The 15,193-nt window shown below is 67.5% G+C and carries 15 protein-coding genes and 1 pseudogene; 12 read left to right on the top strand and 4 right to left on the bottom strand.

Annotation, left to right across the window (positions count from 1 at the left end):
• A partial coding sequence (locus ACFE7U_RS08105) for a diguanylate cyclase domain-containing protein (protein WP_375409219.1) occupies positions 1-920 on the bottom strand: 920 nt, incomplete at its 3' end.
• 371 nt (positions 921-1,291) lie between these two features.
• On the opposite strand from ACFE7U_RS08105, the gene ACFE7U_RS08100 reads away from it, so the two are divergent.
• The 5 genes from ACFE7U_RS08100 to greA all read left to right on the top strand — a co-directional run bounded on the left by ACFE7U_RS08100 (position 1,292) and on the right by greA (position 5,271).
• A complete protein-coding gene (locus tag ACFE7U_RS08100; RefSeq protein ID WP_375409218.1) occupies positions 1,292-1,543 on the top strand; it encodes a hypothetical protein in 252 nt (83 codons plus the stop codon).
• A gap of 283 nt (positions 1,544-1,826) precedes the next feature.
• Positions 1,827-2,681: a cell wall hydrolase gene (locus ACFE7U_RS08095; protein ID WP_375409231.1), complete on the top strand. Its 855-nt coding sequence runs from the start codon at positions 1,827-1,829 to the stop codon at positions 2,679-2,681.
• A 205-nt stretch (positions 2,682-2,886) separates the two neighbouring features.
• Positions 2,887-3,606: a hypothetical protein gene (locus ACFE7U_RS08090; RefSeq protein ID WP_375409217.1), complete on the top strand. Its 720-nt coding sequence runs from the start codon at positions 2,887-2,889 to the stop codon at positions 3,604-3,606.
• A gap of 120 nt (positions 3,607-3,726) precedes the next feature.
• On the top strand, positions 3,727-4,716 hold the full coding sequence (locus ACFE7U_RS08085) for an MDR family oxidoreductase (RefSeq protein WP_375409216.1): 990 nt from the start codon (positions 3,727-3,729) through the stop codon (positions 4,714-4,716).
• Between the two features lie 93 nt (positions 4,717-4,809).
• A complete protein-coding gene (gene greA / locus ACFE7U_RS08080; RefSeq protein WP_375409215.1) occupies positions 4,810-5,271 on the top strand; it encodes a transcription elongation factor GreA in 462 nt (153 codons plus the stop codon).
• A gap of 154 nt (positions 5,272-5,425) precedes the next feature.
• On the opposite strand, the gene ACFE7U_RS08075 is transcribed toward greA, so the two are convergent.
• Positions 5,426-6,436: an L-threonylcarbamoyladenylate synthase gene (locus ACFE7U_RS08075; protein ID WP_375409214.1), complete on the bottom strand. Its 1,011-nt coding sequence runs from the start codon at positions 6,434-6,436 to the stop codon at positions 5,426-5,428.
• 136 nt (positions 6,437-6,572) lie between these two features.
• On the opposite strand from ACFE7U_RS08075, the gene ACFE7U_RS08070 reads away from it, so the two are divergent.
• From ACFE7U_RS08070 to ACFE7U_RS08040, 7 genes and pseudogenes are all read left to right on the top strand, one after another.
• Entirely contained in the window at positions 6,573-8,336 is a 1,764-nt protein-coding gene (locus ACFE7U_RS08070; RefSeq protein ID WP_375409213.1) for an acyl-CoA dehydrogenase, read from the top strand.
• A 181-nt stretch (positions 8,337-8,517) separates the two neighbouring features.
• The gene (locus ACFE7U_RS08065; protein WP_375409212.1) at positions 8,518-9,282 is read left to right on the top strand and encodes an enoyl-CoA hydratase-related protein; all 765 of its coding nucleotides are present in this window, start codon (positions 8,518-8,520) and stop codon (positions 9,280-9,282) included.
• A 35-nt stretch (positions 9,283-9,317) separates the two neighbouring features.
• On the top strand, positions 9,318-10,127 hold the full coding sequence (locus tag ACFE7U_RS08060) for an SDR family NAD(P)-dependent oxidoreductase (protein WP_375409230.1): 810 nt from the start codon (positions 9,318-9,320) through the stop codon (positions 10,125-10,127).
• 25 nt (positions 10,128-10,152) lie between these two features.
• Positions 10,153-11,013: an SDR family oxidoreductase gene (locus tag ACFE7U_RS08055; protein WP_375409211.1), complete on the top strand. Its 861-nt coding sequence runs from the start codon at positions 10,153-10,155 to the stop codon at positions 11,011-11,013.
• A gap of 13 nt (positions 11,014-11,026) precedes the next feature.
• Positions 11,027-12,031, top strand: coding sequence for a magnesium transporter CorA family protein (locus tag ACFE7U_RS08050; RefSeq protein WP_375409210.1), 1,005 nt, complete (start codon positions 11,027-11,029; stop codon positions 12,029-12,031).
• Complete coding sequence (locus ACFE7U_RS08045) at positions 12,028-12,210, top strand: hypothetical protein (RefSeq protein WP_375409234.1); 183 nt, start codon at positions 12,028-12,030, stop codon at positions 12,208-12,210. Before ACFE7U_RS08050 ends, ACFE7U_RS08045 begins: the two co-directional genes overlap by 4 nt.
• A 61-nt stretch (positions 12,211-12,271) precedes the next feature.
• Positions 12,272-13,019, top strand: a pseudogene (locus ACFE7U_RS08040) (SOS response-associated peptidase).
• Between the two features lie 69 nt (positions 13,020-13,088).
• On the opposite strand, the gene ACFE7U_RS08035 reads toward ACFE7U_RS08040, so the two are convergent.
• Positions 13,089-13,262: a hypothetical protein gene (locus ACFE7U_RS08035; RefSeq protein ID WP_375409209.1), complete on the bottom strand. Its 174-nt coding sequence runs from the start codon at positions 13,260-13,262 to the stop codon at positions 13,089-13,091.
• A gap of 189 nt (positions 13,263-13,451) precedes the next feature.
• Positions 13,452-14,750 carry an oxalate/formate MFS antiporter gene (gene oxlT / locus ACFE7U_RS08030; protein ID WP_375409208.1) on the bottom strand — a complete coding sequence of 433 codons (1,299 nt, stop codon included), beginning with the start codon at positions 14,748-14,750 and terminating at the stop codon, positions 13,452-13,454.
• Between the last annotated feature and the right edge of the window lie 443 nt (positions 14,751-15,193).

Below are 15,193 nucleotides of genomic sequence, written 5' to 3'. Positions count from 1 at the left end.
CCGATCATCAACGGGCTGGCGATGGCCTCGAGAAGGACGCGAGCGACCTCCTCGGGCGGATGCTGGTCGCCGACCAGGATGGCGAATTCGTCGCCGCCGAGACGGGCCGCCAGCGGTTCGTCGCCGAGGACGGAGCGCAGCCGGACGGCGACCTCGACGAGGACACCGTCGCCGGCTCCGTGACCGAGCGTGTCGTTGATCAGCTTGAAGTGGTCGAGATCGAGCATCAGAAGGCTCGAGCCCCGGCCGCTCGCCTGGGCGAGATGGGCCTCGATCCCCTTGGCGAAGGCTCCGCGGCTCGCGAGCCCGGTAAGACTGTCGTGATTTGCCAGTCTCTGCAGCATCGTGGCGTTGGCTGCGGTGGTCTCGTTGGCGATGCGCAGCGCTTCAGCCAGTGCGTTGGCCGAGTGCTTCGTGCTGCTGGCCTCACAGAAATCCCTTTGCGCGATCAGCGAGCTGCGGGCGAGCATCAAGGTCAGGAAGGCGGCTACGAAGCCGAAGAGGAGGTTCTCGTAATCGCCGATGCTCAAGCGACCGATGATCGTGGCGGTGAGGAGGGGGATGGCGAAGGCGGTGGCAGTCGGCGCATGGGCCGATCCGAGCGCGACTGCGCCTGCAGCCAATCCGCTCAGGATGAACAGAAGCAGGCTCGGGTGCTGCCCGAGGATCGTATCGCAGACGACCGGCAGAACCGCCCAAGTGAGGCCTGCGAGTGACGCCCCGAACCACGAGCGTCTCAGAAAGGCGTCGGGACTGGTCTCGTTGAGGCGGGCGAGACGTGCTTTCCTGATAAGAGCATAACGAACGATATTGACGGTCGCGATTGCACCGAGCCAGGCGAGGAGGAACGCGGACGGGACTTGCTCCCGGAGCATCAGGCTGACCAGGCAGGCGACGACCATATTCGATGGCAGTGCCATCGCCGACGACCGGAGCGTGGCCGCTGCCTGATCTCGGCGCACTCTGAGGTCGATGTCTCCGCGCGCGGCGAGGCTATTCTGATCGGTCGTCATTGATCTTGCGCTGAGGCCGTGGCTCGAGGATTAAGCGCTCGATACTAAAGCGGAAATTCATAAGGATCGATGAACTGATTTCAGGCCCGGCCTCGACGGCCGACACTTGACCGCCGACTGCTCGCCGAGAAGGAACCGGCGCTGCAAAAATCCGCTGAACAAAAATCCTGATGCCTGCAGAACCGATGTCGAATCGGCACGTTGAGTGCTAGTGCCCTTCCAGCGCTTGGTCGCCGTCGACCGTTGCCTGTCGGCACCATTGCGCGGGAACGCCGATCATGAACGATCCCAGCCCGACCCACATGTTCTTCGACGACACCTCCTCCGTTCCGGTCCCCCATTCCATACAGCGAGCTTATCTCTGGCTCCTCAGCACGCTCGGGATCGCCGCGGCGGCACTCGTTGTGATGTTCGCGGTGGCGACGCAGAGCAACGCTGATTCCGAGCGTATCGCGCACTCGGACGGTAGCGGTGTGAAGGCGGTCATCTCCGCCATCGTCGCAACCCATGGTCGGCCTGGCGCCCTCTGAACCGGACTGCGCCACCGTCGGTATCCTTTAAGGGCTGCCTCGAAACGGCACGGCTTGATGCCGACGTGGCGACGCCGGCTTAACCGCGCCTCAACCATGACACGCAACGATCAAGATCCGACGGCCGCCGCGCGGGCGCGCCGCCGGGTGTGGGTCGTGTTGTGCAGGTCGGTCGAACGTGGATACCCAGCAGGGACGACGGCGGTCGCAAGGTCGGTCTTACGGCAGATCGCATGGGGGATGGCTGATCGCTGCCGTGGCGCCGTGGGCCGTCGGGCTCGGCATGCTGGTATCCTTCACGGCATCCGCGGGCACCGACACATCGCTGGGATCGAGCGTGATGGTTCTCCGCACCACAGGGCTCTCACCAGCATTGCCTGCAGGCTCCGTGCTGATCGGGGCGACCTCGCCGCAAGCCGATGAGCCGTCCGCGTCGGCAACATGGGACCATGACGAGACCTCGGACCTAGGATTCGTCGCAGTTCCAGAACTCGGGCTCGGTTCTTCCCTCGTCGAAACCCCGTCCGAAGCCGTGCTCGATGGCTCGACGCCGGCGATTCCGCGCGCGGTCGCCCTATCGTCGACCACGCCCGCACCGGCCGACGCCACGCCGGTCGAGGTTGCGGCCGCGAGCCTCGGCTTTGCGCCGTCCGTGCCGTCACCGGAGCCCGAGCAGACGGCGCCGGACAATGCCCGCCATCGTTACGCGGACCTCATCGTGCCCGACGCCCTCGACCGCGAACAGCGCTGCCTCGCCGAAGCAGTCTATTTCGAGGCCCGCAGCGAGCCCGAGGCGGGTCAGGCAGCGGTCGCGCAGGTCGTGCTCAACCGCGTCAAGAGCGGCCTCTACCCGACCAATGTCTGCGGCGTCGTCTATCAGAACCGCCACCGCTACATGGGCTGCCAGTTCTCCTTCGCCTGCGAGGGGAAGTCCCTGCGCATCGCCGACGGTCCGTCCTGGCAGAGCGCCAGCCGCATCGCCAAGGCGGTCATCGAGGGCCGCACCTATCTGAGCGAGGTCGGCGGAGCCACGCATTACCACGCGGATTACGTGAAGCCGGGCTGGTCGCGGCGCCTGAAGAAGATGGACGTGATCGGGCGCCACATCTTCTACTCGCTCAAGCGCGGCCAGACCTGAGGGCCAGGGGCGCCCGGCTCGGTTCAAGACGCATCGCTTTACCTAAGTATTTCCTTCGATACGTAATTTGAAACAAGGGTTAACTTTACCCTAGTTTTCAATTCGGCTTGCCTCCGAGGCAACTTGCTCGCTTTTAGTTCGTCGAGATCTGCGCCGTTCGGCGTCGCCTTCTTGTCGTTCTGCGTTCAAGCCCGAGGAATCCACCATGACCGCGCCGGTCGCACCACTCTCGTCAGCCCTTTCCATCCGCTTGGCAGCCCCCCTTGCCGCCATCGTCGGCGCCGTTCTGGCGACCGGTGCGGCACAGGCGGGATGCGCGGGTTCGGAATGCTACCGCCACGTCTCGACGCCGCCCGTCTACGGCGCGGTCTCCGAGCGTGTCCTCGTGCGTCCGGCCGAGACGGTCTACCGCACCACGCCGCCGATCTACGACACCGTGTCCGAGCAGGTGCTCGTCGCGCCGGGCGGCCGCGTCTGGGAGACGCGTCGCGATGCCTATGGCAGCCTGGTGGGATGCTGGGTCGACGTGCCGCCGCGTTTCGCGACCCGGCACCGGCGCGTGCTGGTGCAACCGGCCCAGTCGATCCCCGAGACGATTCCCGCCGAGTATGCCAGCGTCCAGCGCCGGGTCCTGGTCGAACCGGCCCGCGCCGGCTGGGTGCCGGCCCCCGAAATCGGCGGGTTCGGCGGTCTCGGTCATGGTGGACCAGGGTACCGTCAGGCCGGATACGGCCATGCGGGCTACCGCCATCGCTCGCGCGGCTACGGAAGCGGTCACTATCGGGCCGGATATGGCGCCTACGCACCCCGCGCGGACCTCGGCATCGGCTCGATCCCGGACGCCGTCGGCATGACCGGGGCGAGCTCGGCCGATGTCGGCGTCGCCCTCGGCTTCTCGACCGGTAGCATCTACGACGGATACTGACCCCGCACCCGATCGGCTTTCGCCGGCGCTCAATCACGTGACGGCCCCGCGACCGACGTCCGGGGCCGCCTTGATTCCGCCGCCCCCCGCCACACCTCCCGGATGACACGGGAGGGACGCATGGGCACATTCAAGGCGTGGATCGTCGACAAGGCCGAGGGCGGCCAGTCCCTTCGCTTCGGGGATTTCGACGAGGCCGACCTCATGGACGGCGATGTCACCGTTCGCGTGACCCACTCGACCCTGAACTACAAGGACGGTCTCGCCATGACCGGCAAGTCGCCGGTGGTGCGTCGCTTTCCGATGATCCCGGGCATCGATTTCGCGGGAATCGTCGAGACCTCCGATCACCCGGAATACAAGGCCGGCGATGCGGTGGTGCTGACGGGCTGGGGCGTCGGCGAGAACCACCTCGGCGCCTATGCGGAGAAGGCGCGGGTGAAGGGCGAGTGGCTGGTGCCGCTTCCTGCGGGCCTGAGTCAGGCACAGGCCATGGCAGTCGGCACCGCCGGCTACACCGCGATGCTGTGCCTGATGGCGCTGGAACGCCACGGCCTGACCCCGTCGGATGGCCCCGCGCTCGTCACCGGCGCCTCGGGCGGCGTCGGCTCGGTGGCGGTGGCGTTGCTGGCCCGTGCCGGCTGGCACGTCGTCGCGTCGACGGGCAGGGCCGAGGAGGAAGCCGACTACCTGCGAGGTCTCGGGGCGGCCGAGGTGATGGACAGGGCCGAACTCGGCAAGCCCGGCAAGCCGCTCGCCAAGGAGCGCTGGGCCGCCGCCATCGACGCCGTCGGGTCGACGACGCTCGCAAACGTGCTCGCGGCCACGAAGGCCGACGGAGCCGTGGCGGCCTGCGGGCTCGCGCAGGGCATGGACCTGCCGACCTCTGTGGCACCGTTCATCCTCCGAGGAGTTTCGTTGCTCGGCATCAACAGCGTCACCACGCCCCAGCCCAAGCGCCGCGAGGCCTGGGCACGGATCGCCCGCGACCTCGATCTCGGCACGCTGGCCAGCATGACGAGAGAGGTGCCGCTGGCAGAGGTCGGACGGCTGGCGGAGGAAATCCTGGCGGGCAGGACCAGGGGACGCACGGTGGTGACGGTCGGCTGACCGCCGGTTCGGCACGTTTCCCGCGCATGGCCCTGCACGTGATGGACGGATGTCGATGGGAACCGCTCGGGGTCGCGGCGCATTCATGGCCTTATGAGCCAAGCATTCGTTCGCGAGAAAGAAGGCGGTGAGGCCTTCGAGGATCTCCCCGACCGTCCGATCTCCCCCCACACCAACTTCGTCACTCCCGAGGGCCTCGCGCAGATCGAGGCGGAGGTCGCGCGTTTCCAGGCGGAGTTCGCCGCGCTCGGCCCCGATTCCAAGGCTGAGACCGCCCGCGTGACGCGTGACCTGCATTATTGGACGGCACGACTCGGTACTGCGAAACTCGTGGAGCCGATCTCCGCCGACGACGTCCGCTTCGGATCAACCGTGGAGATCAAGCGGGAAGAGGGTGGCCGACAGAACTTCCGCATCGTCGGAGAGGACGAGGCCGATCCGGCAAAGGGCTCAATTGCCTATGTCTCACCGATGGCGAAGGCGCTGATCGGAAAGACGGCCGGCGACGTCGTCGAAGTGAACGGCCACGACGTCGAGATCATCGCCGTGCGCTGACATCAGCGACCCGGATCATGCCGGATGCGAACAAGAAAAAAGGCTCGGATTGCTCCGAGCCTTAAGAGGCAAAAGGCCATTGGGGGCTGAACTGGCCTTCGTGCATCGACAACGGCCATGTCGGGGTTTGGTTGCATCGTCTCGCTGAAAAATTTCAGCGGGCGGCGGCGGCCCTGTGAAGGCGGTTATTGATCGCCTCGCCGAGCCCCGTCCGGGGGATCGGCCCCACCGCGATCACGTCGGCCCCCGTGGCGTCGAGGCGTCGCAGCGCGGCGAACAACCCGGCGGCAGCCTCCACGAGATCGCCGCTTCGGCTGAGGTCTTCCCACGCCACCGCGTCGGACAGGCCGGCGGGGCGTTCCGCACCGAAGAGCAGGACCGCTTCTCCGCGCTCGACCGACACGGCCTCGAGCCTGACCCGCGCACGCGGAGCATAGTGCGAGGCGAGAAGGCCGGGAGCAACAGGTGCGGCGACTACCGGATCGTCAGGTCCATCGACGACATCGCCGAGAACGCGTTCCAATGCGTCGCGAGTGACGCCGCCCGGCCGAAGCAATCTCGGCCTTCCGCCGAGACACGCCACCACCGTCGATTCGAGGCCGACGGGCGCCGAGCCGCCGTCGATGACTGCCGCGATGCGCCCGTCGAGGTCGGCGAGCACGTGGGCGGCACTCGTGGGGCTGAGCCGACCCGAGCGGTTGGCCGAGGGCGCGGCGACGGGACGTCCGACCGCGGCGAGAAGATCGCGGGCCAGGGCCGAGCCCGGAACCCGCAGGGCGACGCTCGCCAGACCGGCCCGGGCCAGGTCACAGACCGTGCCTCCATCGGAGGCCGGCACGACCACCGTCAGGGGTCCCGGCCAGAACGCCTCCGCGAGGGCGACGGCGACCTCGTCGAAGACGCCCTCGCACCGCGCGGCCGCGAGGTTCGGCACATGGGCGATGAGCGGGTTGAAGCGCGGGCGCTCCTTGGCTTCGAAGATCCCGGCCACAGCGCTCGCGTTCGTGGCGTCGGCACCGAGGCCGTAGACCGTCTCGGTGGGAAAGGCGACGAGGCGCCCCTCGCGCAGCAGGCGCGCACCCAGCGTCATTCCCTCCCGGTCGGAGGAGAGCCGGAGGGTTCGGGCATCGGCGGACCGATCGGGGATTGACCCGAGATGGTTCATATATAAACTATCTCTCGTCGTGACGGCCGGGACCGGTGGTCGTATGGATGTGCGTCGCGCCGAACCGCGCGTCAAACGCCCAGGGTCCCGCCTCGCGCGGAAGCGTCGCCATAGACGGCGCGGGAGGAGTTTTTCGATGTCCTATCGCACGCCGGTGGCCGAGATCGCCTTCACCCTGCGCCATGTCGCCGGTTTGGACGCCGGCATCGCCTCGGGGCTCTACGGCGACCTCACCGCCGAAGATGCCGAGGCGATCCTTCATGAGGCGGGTCGCGTCGCGGATTCGGTGATTGCGCCCCTCAACACCGCTGGCGACCGCCACGGCACGACGCTGACGAACGGCGCCATCACCACGCCGCCGGGCTGGCGCGAGGCTTACCGGACCTGGACCGAGGGCGGCTGGAACGGGCTGTCCGCCGATCCCGACCATGGCGGCCAGGGCCTGCCGCTCCTCCTCAATGCCGCCTGCACCGAGATGTGGAACGCCGGCAACCTCGCTTTCAGCCTGTGCCCGCTTCTCACCGCAGGCGGCATCGAGGCCCTGGCCCAGCACGGCTCGGATGAACTGAAGGACGCGTATCTCGAAAAGCTCGTCTCGGGCGAGTGGACCGCGACCATGAACCTGACCGAGCCGCAGGCCGGCTCCGACCTCTCGCTCCTGCGCAGCCGGGCCGAGCCGGCCGGCGACGGCAGCTACCGGATCGTCGGCTCCAAGATCTACATCACCTACGGCGAGCACGATCTCACCGGCAACATCGTCCACCTCGTGCTGGCCCGCCTCCAGGACGCGCCGGCCGGCACCCGCGGCATCTCGCTGTTCCTGGTGCCGAAGGTGCTGCCGGACGGGAGCCTGAACGACCTGCGCTGCTCGGGCATCGAGCACAAGCTCGGCATCCACGGCTCGCCGACCTGCTCGATGGCGTTCGGCGATCACGGCGGCGCCGTCGGCTGGTTGATCGGCGAGGAGAACAGGGGCCTCGCCTGCATGTTCACGATGATGAACAGCGCCCGGCTCAATGTCGGCCTCCAGGGAGTCGGCGTGGCCGAGCGGGCGTATCAGCAGGCCCTGTCCTATGCTCGCGACCGTCGCCAGGGGCGCGGGCCCGGCGCGAGCGAGCCCAGCCCCATCGTGACCCATGCCGACGTCCAGCGCATGCTTCTCACCATGAAGGCCTATACGGCGGCCTCCCGCGGGATCTGCTACCTCACGGCGCAAGGCCTCGACGCCGCGCGCGGACCCGAGGGCAGGGCTGCCCACGATCGGGCCTCCCTGCTCACCCCCGTCGCCAAGGCCTTCTCAACGGACATCGCCAACGAGGTCACCTCGCTCGGCGTCCAGATCCACGGCGGCATGGGTTTCGTCGAGGAGACCGGCGCCGCCCAGCACATGCGCGACGCGCGGATCCTCGCGATCTACGAGGGCACCAACGGCATCCAGGCCATCGACCTCGTCACCCGCAAGCTGCCGCTCAACGCGGGCGCCACGATGCGGGCTCAGATCGCGTCGATGCGCGTCGTGGTGGACCGGCTCCTGAAGGATGGTGCGCCGGCCTTCGGCCACACCGCCGCGCGGCTGCGCGCCGGAATCGAGAGCCTCGACCGGGCGACGAGCTTCCAGTTGAAGGCGCTGGCCTCGAACCGGCCCGACGACGCGCTCGCCGGGGCGACGCCTTACCTTCGCCTGTTCGGCCTGGCGCAGGGCGGCGCCTGCCTTGCGGCGGCGGCCCTGGCGTCGAACGCTGCCCTCAGGGCCGGCGAGACCGACCCGGCTCACGCGGCGCGCATCGCCCTGGCGCGGTTCTTCGCCGAGAACCTGCTCACCGCAGCCGGTGGGCTGGAGGAGAGCGTCATCGACGGCGGAGCGTTCACGCAGGACGCGGCGCTGGCATTGGCTGGTTGAGGGACGCGCCATCCGTCTCCCTTGTGCGGTAAACGGTGCCTCGCGGATGGGAGGCGGGAGAGGGGACCGCGATCTCTCCGAACAGACCAGTGCTCCCCCTCTCCCGACCCGCTACGCGGGCCACCCTCTCCCGCAGAGGGGATAGGGATGGCGCGAACCGACTAGGCCAGGGGACAATCCAATGAGCGAGCACGTCAGCATCGAAGACACCGCCGGCGGCGTGCGCCTCATCCGCCTCGCACGCCCGGAAAAGAAGAACGCTCTCACAGGCGCCATGTACGACACGATGCGCACGAGCCTCGAACAGGCGGACGCCTCAGGGGACGTCGGCGCCATCGTTTTCGCCGGGGCGCCGGGCATGTTCACGGCCGGCAACGACATCTCCGACTTCGTGGTGGGCGCGGCAAAGCCCTTCACGGAGGCTCCAGCCCTCCACTTCATCCGCCAGCTCGCCCGCACCAAAACCCCGATGGTGGCGGCGGTGGACGGGATCGCGGTCGGCATCGGCACCACGCTGACGCTGCATTGCGACCTCGTCTACGCGAGTCCGGCCGCGCGCTTCCGCATGCCGTTCGTCGAGCTCGGTCTCGTGCCGGAAGCGGCCTCGTCCTACCTGCTGCCGCGCCGGGTCGGGCTGCTCAAGGCGACCGAGTTACTGCTGCTGTCGCAGCCCTTCGATGCCGACGAGGCCCTGCGGCTCGGCCTCCTCAACGCGATCGTTCCGAGCGAGATGCTGCTAGATCACGCGCTGGCCAAAGCCGCGACGCTGGCCGCCCTGCCGCGCGGCGCGCTTCAAGCCTCCCGCACCCTGATCCGAGGCGATCAGGCCGCCGTCGAGGCGGCGCTGGAAGCCGAGGCGGTGGCGTTCGAGGCGCGGCTGCGGGCGCCCGAGGCGCAGGCGGCGTTCATGAGCTTCCTCAGCCGTTCCAGGACGGCCGCCTCGTGACCGGGACGCCAGACCTCTCCGAGAAGATCTGCCTCGTGGCAGGGGCCTCGCGCGGGGTCGGGCGCGGCATCGCGCGCGCGCTCGGCGAGGCCGGGGCCACGGTGATCGTCACCGCCCGTTCGAGCGAGACCGGACAGCGCACCGAGGGGCGGGCTGAGTTCGTCGAGGACACCGCCCGCGAGGTCGACGCCGCCGGTGGCAAGGGCCACCACTATCTCTGCGACCACACCAGCGAGCGCGCCGTCGACACCCTGGTCCATTGGATCCTGCGCCGGTTCGGCCGGATCGACGTGGCGGTGTCGAGCGTGTGGGGCGGCAACGAGGGTTACGACGGCGACCGCTATCCCGACGGGGCCGCCTGGGGCACACCGTTCTGGCGCCGCTCCGCCGAACCCTTCCTGGGATTTCTCGGCGGCGGCCCGCAGGCCGGGCTGCTCCTTGCCCGCGCGGTCGCCCCCGCCATGGTCTCGGCGAAAAGCGGCCTCATCGCCTTCGTGTCGTTCGACACGCAGGTCGGCTATCTCGGCGACGTCTTCTACGATCTGGCCAAGGCCACGACGAACCGCCTCGCCTTCGCTTGCGCGCAGGAACTCGGCCCCCACGGCGTCACCGCGCTCGGCCTGTCGCCGGGCTTCGTGCGAACGGAGCGCGCCGTCGACATCGGACATGCGGACCGCGCCACCGAGAGCCCGCTCTATGCCGGCCGCGCGCTGGCCGCGCTCGCCGCCGACCCGGCCTTGGGGACCCAAGCCGGGCGCATCCTCCATGCCGGAGATCTTGCCGCGCATTACGGCTTCACGGATGCCGACGGCACGCAGCCGGCCCGCTTCTGCATCGGACAATAAGAACCGACATTCCCAGGAGGACACCATGACGGGATCGCTCGCGGCCAAGACCTTGTTCATCACCGGTGCGTCGCGAGGCATCGGGCTCGCCATCGCCCTGCGCGCGGCACGGGACGGCGCCAACATCGCCATCGCCGCCAAGACCGACACGCCCCATCCGAAGCTCGAGGGCACCATCCACACGGCCGCCGCCGAGATCGAGGCGGCGGGCGGCAAGGCCCTGCCGCTTCTCGTCGATGTCCGCGACGAGGACAGCGTCGCCGGCGCGATCGAGACGACGGCCAAGACCTTCGGCGGCATCGACATCATCGTGAACAACGCCAGTGCGATCTCGCTGACGCGCACCCCGCAGACCGAGATGAAGCGCTTCGACCTGATGCATCAGATCAATACGCGCGGCACCTACATGGTCTCGAAATACGCGATTCCCCACCTGGCGAAATCCGAGAACCCCCATATCCTGATGCTGTCGCCGCCCCTCGACATGCAGGAGAAGTGGTTCGCGCCCCATCTCGCCTACACGATGGCGAAGTTCGGGATGTCGCTCTGCGTGCTCGGTCTCGCCGGGGAGCTGCGCCGGCAGGGCATCGCCGTCAACGCTCTGTGGCCGCGCACCACCATCGCCACGGCGGCAGTGAGAAACTTGCTCGGCGGCGAGGCCCTGATCGAGGCGAGCCGTATGCCGGTGATCATCGCGGACGCGGCCCATGCGCTGTTCCTGAAGCCCTCCCGCGAGGTTACCGGCCGGTTCCTCATCGACGACAGCTTCCTCGCCGAGCAAGGTGTCACGGACTTCACACAATACCGCGTCACACCCGGCGTCCCTCTTGCGCCGGACTTCTTCGTGCCGGATGCCAGCATACCGCCCGAGGGGGCCTTCGCCTGAGACCTTTAGCGACGTGATCTTCATTCATCAGCCCATCGCCGGCGCCGGCCACATGCTGCTCGAGCGCCGGCCCCTCGAACTCCAGGACTCGATTCCCGACGACACCGTCTGGCTCGACATGGTCCGTCCGATCCGGGAGGAAGACCTCAAGGTCGAGGCCTTCGTCGGCATCTCGGTGCCGACGCGGGAGGAGATGAAGGACATCGAGCCCTCCGAACTCCTCTACGTGGAGGACGGCGCCCGCTACATGACCGGCCGGGTGCTGAGCAAGGTCGACGGCTCCGAGGAGCCGGGACTGGCCGGCATCACCTTCATCCTGAAGGGCGCCCGCCTCGTCACCGTGCGCTACGAGGAGCCGCAGGCCTTCCGGATGTACACGCAGCGGGCAGGACGGGCCACGGGCAACGGCCCCTCGCCGGCGGCCTCCGGCGAGACCATCCTGGCGGGCCTGATCGAGACCGTGATCGACCGGGCGGCCGACGTGCTCCAGCTTCAGGGCGAGCGTATCGACCGGCTCTCGGGCAAGATCTTCGAGGAGAAGAGCGACCCCAGCGCCCGCAACACCGCCCTCCAGGACACGCTGCGGGCGCTCGGCCGCCACGGCGATCTCATCTCGAAGCAGCGCGAGAGCCTGGTCTCGATGGAGCGCATCCTGCTTTCGCTCTCGGCGACCTACCGCACCGCCAAGGCGCCGCGCGAGTTGCGCGAGGACGTGCGCTCGACCCTGCGCGACCTGCAGTCGCTCGAAGAGCACGCGACCTTCCTGTCGTCGAAGATCCAGTTCCTGCTCGACGCCACCCTCGGGCTCGTGAACCTCGAGCAGAACAACATCATCAAGCTGTTCTCGGTGATGGCGGTGGTGTTCATGCCGCCCACCCTCATCGCCTCGGTCTACGGCATGAACTTCAAGACGATGCCCGAGCTCGAGTGGTCGTTCGGCTATCCGATGGCGGTGGTCATGATGGTGGTGGCCGCTGTGCTGCCCTACGCGTTCTTCCGCTGGAAAAAGTGGCTGTGACGATCACGGTCCTCAAGGCAGTGAACGCCTCGAACCGACGGGCCGGCGTCGCCGGGGCCGCCGAGGACACGGGTGCGGCGGCGAGCCAGGTCCGGGCCTCGGCCTCCGAACTGTCGCGCCAGTCCGAGCATCTGGGCGCCGAGGTGAACCGCTTCCTTGCCACCGTCCGGGCGGGGTGAGATCTAACGATCCCGTGCGTGGCGGAGCCTTGTCCGGCGGCGGATCGTCGATTGAGGGCCGATGTGCGGTCGTTTTTTCCTCTGGCAGCCTCCGGCCGTCTATCGCCGCTTCTATCATTATCCCGAGCAACCGAACTTCCCGCCGCGCTACAACGTGGCGCCCACCCAGCCGGTGGCGGTCGTCGTCTGCGAGGGCGGAGCGGCATTTCCGGCTGATGCGCTGGGGGTTCTGGCCGGGTTGGCTCAAGGACCCGCGCGATTTCCCCCTCGTCTTCAACGCCCGGGTCGAGACCGCGGCGGAGAAACCGACGTTTCGGGGCGCCCTGCGCCATCGACGCTGCGTCTTCCTCGCCGACGGCTTCTACGAATGGCGCCGGGACGGGACCGGCAAGATGGCCACGCGCACGCCCTTCATGATCCGCCGGGGGGACGGGGCGCCGATGGCGCTGGCGGGGCTCTGGGAGACATGGACGAGCGCCGACGGTTCGGAGGTCGACACCGCCGCCGTCGTGACGACGGGGGCCAATGGCGTCCTCGCGGCCGTGCACGAACGCATGCCGGCGATCCTGGGGCCGGAAGCGGTCGCCGCTTGGCTCGACACGCGGGGGGTCGATTCCGGCCCGGCTGCCGCCCTGTGCCGGCCATGTCCCGAGGAGTGGCTGGTCCTCGATCCGGTGAGTTCACGCGTCAACCACGTCGGCAACGACGATGCCGACCTGATCGCCCCACTCGCGCGGCCTGAGCCCTCGGGTTCGTCGGGGAAAGCGCGTCCCGACTCTGACGAAGACGGGCAGGGCGCTCTCTTCTGAGAGCTAGAGAGAGGATCGGCCGTGGCGTCGGCCCGGCGAGGAAGTTCCGGTGCCTGCTCGGAGCGAGCCCTACCGATGTCCTCCGATCCCGAGACCCAAGGCCGGAGAGAACAGGGACTGACCGTCGACCAGCATCGTCACCGACAGGATCAGGCCCAGGGCTGCGGTGTAGACGACGACGAAGATGTCCCGATTCTCCGCACTCGTGGCCACCACCAGGACGGCGAAGGGGATGCTCTGCAAGGCTAGGGCGGCAGCGGTGTTCGTCTCGACCCCAACGTGTCCTCAGGGGACGCATGCAACCAAGAGGCCGGTTCGCATGCCGCTGGGATCGCATCCTATTCAGTGGCGGATGCGAGGCTGACGGCAGGGTAGAAAACGGATCGGCCCGCCCCACTCCGAAGAGGGGCGGGCCGACACGACTTGCTTGGATCAGGCGTGGGCCAGGCCTGCGGCCGGTATCACCGAGCCGTTCGCCTCGTGGTGACGCTTGAGCATCGGCCTCAGGACCGCGATGGCGAGGAATGCCGCGAGGAGATCCATGGCCGCGACGGTGTAGAGCACCGTGGCCCATGTGCCGGTCGCCTCCATCAGGAGGTTTCCGAGGGGCACGAACAGTGCCGCCACGCCCTTCGCGCAGTAGAGCACGCCGTAGATCTTACCGATATGCGCCGAACCGAAGGTGTCCGCCGCCGTGGCGCTGAACAGCGAGTAGACTTCGCCCCATGCCAGGAACACGACGCCCGAGAGGATGATGAAGGCCCACGGGTTCGAGCCGAAGTAGCCCAGCGCGACGATGCCGAGTCCCTCCATCGTGAAGGCGATGAACATCGTCTTCTCACGGCCGATCCGGTCCGAGATGAAGCCGAACAGGGGACGGGAGATACCGTTGAGGATGCGATCGAGCATCAGCGCGAAGGGAAGCGCCGCCATGGCGAAGAAGTACAGGTTGACCTTGAACTCCTTCACGCCGAGGTCCTGCGCGATGACGCCGAGCTGGGCGACCGCCATCAGGCCGCCGGTGACGGTGCAGGTGAACATCAGCAGCATCACGTAGAAGACCGGTGTCCGAAGCGCCTCACGAAGCGTGTAGTCGCGCCGGCTCTGCAGGACCTTGCTCGAGAACCCCACCTCTCCCTTGATTGGGCCGCGCAGGCCGATCGATGCCAGGATGATGATCGCGCCCTGGATCAGGCCGAAGTAGAAGAAGGCCTGCGTGTAGCTTCCGGCCGCGATCATGTTGGCGATCGGGATGATGGTGAGGGCCGAACCAGCACCATAGGCGCCTGCCGTGAGGCCGACCGCGAGGCCGCGCTTGTCCGGGAACCATTTCAGGGCGTTGTTGACGCAGGTCGCGTAGACGCAGCCGACGCCGATGCCGCCGGCCACCGAACCCAGATAGAAGCCTGACAGCGTCGTGGCGTAAGAGTTGATGACCCAGGCGAGTCCGGTCATGACCCCGCCGAACATGACCACGCGGGTCGGGCCGTACTTGTCGATGAAGTAACCTTCGATCGGCGTCAGCCAGGTCTGGACGACGACGAAGATCGTGAACGCGACCTGTATAGCGGCGCGATCCCAGCCGAACGTCTTCTGGATTTCGGGCACGAACAACGTCCAGGAATACTGGATGTTCGCCGCAGCGACCATGCAGGCAACGCCCAGAACGAGCTGCAGCCATCGATTCGAAGAATGCTTTACCGCGACTGGCGCGGCAGTGGACAAGGCCATGGCTTTTTCCCCCTTGGTTCGTGCACTGCTTGAGCCGGCGCGGCTAGGCAGTGGCATGCACGCCGATGCAATGCGTTCCTCCGCTGCCGGGGATCACGGATCGGGATCCACTCGACAGACTGGTATTTAGTATTTGGTATATCAGGCTTCGTATCAAGCAAAATAATTCCCCGAACACACAAAAATCAGAGGGATTATTGGTCCATCTCATACGTGCAGCAATCCAATTGCCTCAGCATAGCGAGACCGAGCCCAGGTCGCGGTCCTTCGTTTTCGTGCTTCCGACCCACCCGGACGCCCGTTTGGCAGGTCAGTCCTTCCCATCATGACGTGAGGCGGGCGAAGACGCCATGGAAGTTTTAAACCCTTCATTGCGCTTGGGTATCGACAGCTTGCGACAAAGATGGAGCACCGACGGACGAGTCGCGACGAACGGCAGGACC

Origin of the sequence: uncultured Methylobacterium sp. (genome assembly GCF_964251405.1) — a bacterium.
Lineage (GTDB): Bacteria > Pseudomonadota > Alphaproteobacteria > Rhizobiales > Beijerinckiaceae > Methylobacterium.
Note: the sequence above shows the minus strand (reverse complement) of the source record. Positions and strands in the feature narration are given on the sequence as shown.

What these genes read in the sequence shown, in the direction of transcription:
- ACFE7U_RS08100 (WP_375409218.1), top strand. Translation starts at nt 1,292, where the DNA reads ATGAACGATCCCAGCCCGACCCACATGTTCTTCGACGACACCTCCTCC.
- ACFE7U_RS08095 (WP_375409231.1), top strand. Translation starts at nt 1,827, where the DNA reads ATGCTGGTATCCTTCACGGCATCCGCGGGCACCGACACATCGCTGGGA.
- ACFE7U_RS08090 (WP_375409217.1), top strand. Translation starts at nt 2,887, where the DNA reads ATGACCGCGCCGGTCGCACCACTCTCGTCAGCCCTTTCCATCCGCTTG.
- ACFE7U_RS08085 (WP_375409216.1), top strand. Translation starts at nt 3,727, where the DNA reads ATGGGCACATTCAAGGCGTGGATCGTCGACAAGGCCGAGGGCGGCCAG.
- greA (WP_375409215.1), top strand. Translation starts at nt 4,810, where the DNA reads ATGAGCCAAGCATTCGTTCGCGAGAAAGAAGGCGGTGAGGCCTTCGAG.
- ACFE7U_RS08075 (WP_375409214.1), bottom strand. Translation starts at nt 6,436, where the DNA reads ATGAACCATCTCGGGTCAATCCCCGATCGGTCCGCCGATGCCCGAACC.
- ACFE7U_RS08070 (WP_375409213.1), top strand. Translation starts at nt 6,573, where the DNA reads ATGTCCTATCGCACGCCGGTGGCCGAGATCGCCTTCACCCTGCGCCAT.
- ACFE7U_RS08065 (WP_375409212.1), top strand. Translation starts at nt 8,518, where the DNA reads ATGAGCGAGCACGTCAGCATCGAAGACACCGCCGGCGGCGTGCGCCTC.
- ACFE7U_RS08055 (WP_375409211.1), top strand. Translation starts at nt 10,153, where the DNA reads ATGACGGGATCGCTCGCGGCCAAGACCTTGTTCATCACCGGTGCGTCG.
- oxlT (WP_375409208.1), bottom strand. Translation starts at nt 14,750, where the DNA reads ATGGCCTTGTCCACTGCCGCGCCAGTCGCGGTAAAGCATTCTTCGAAT.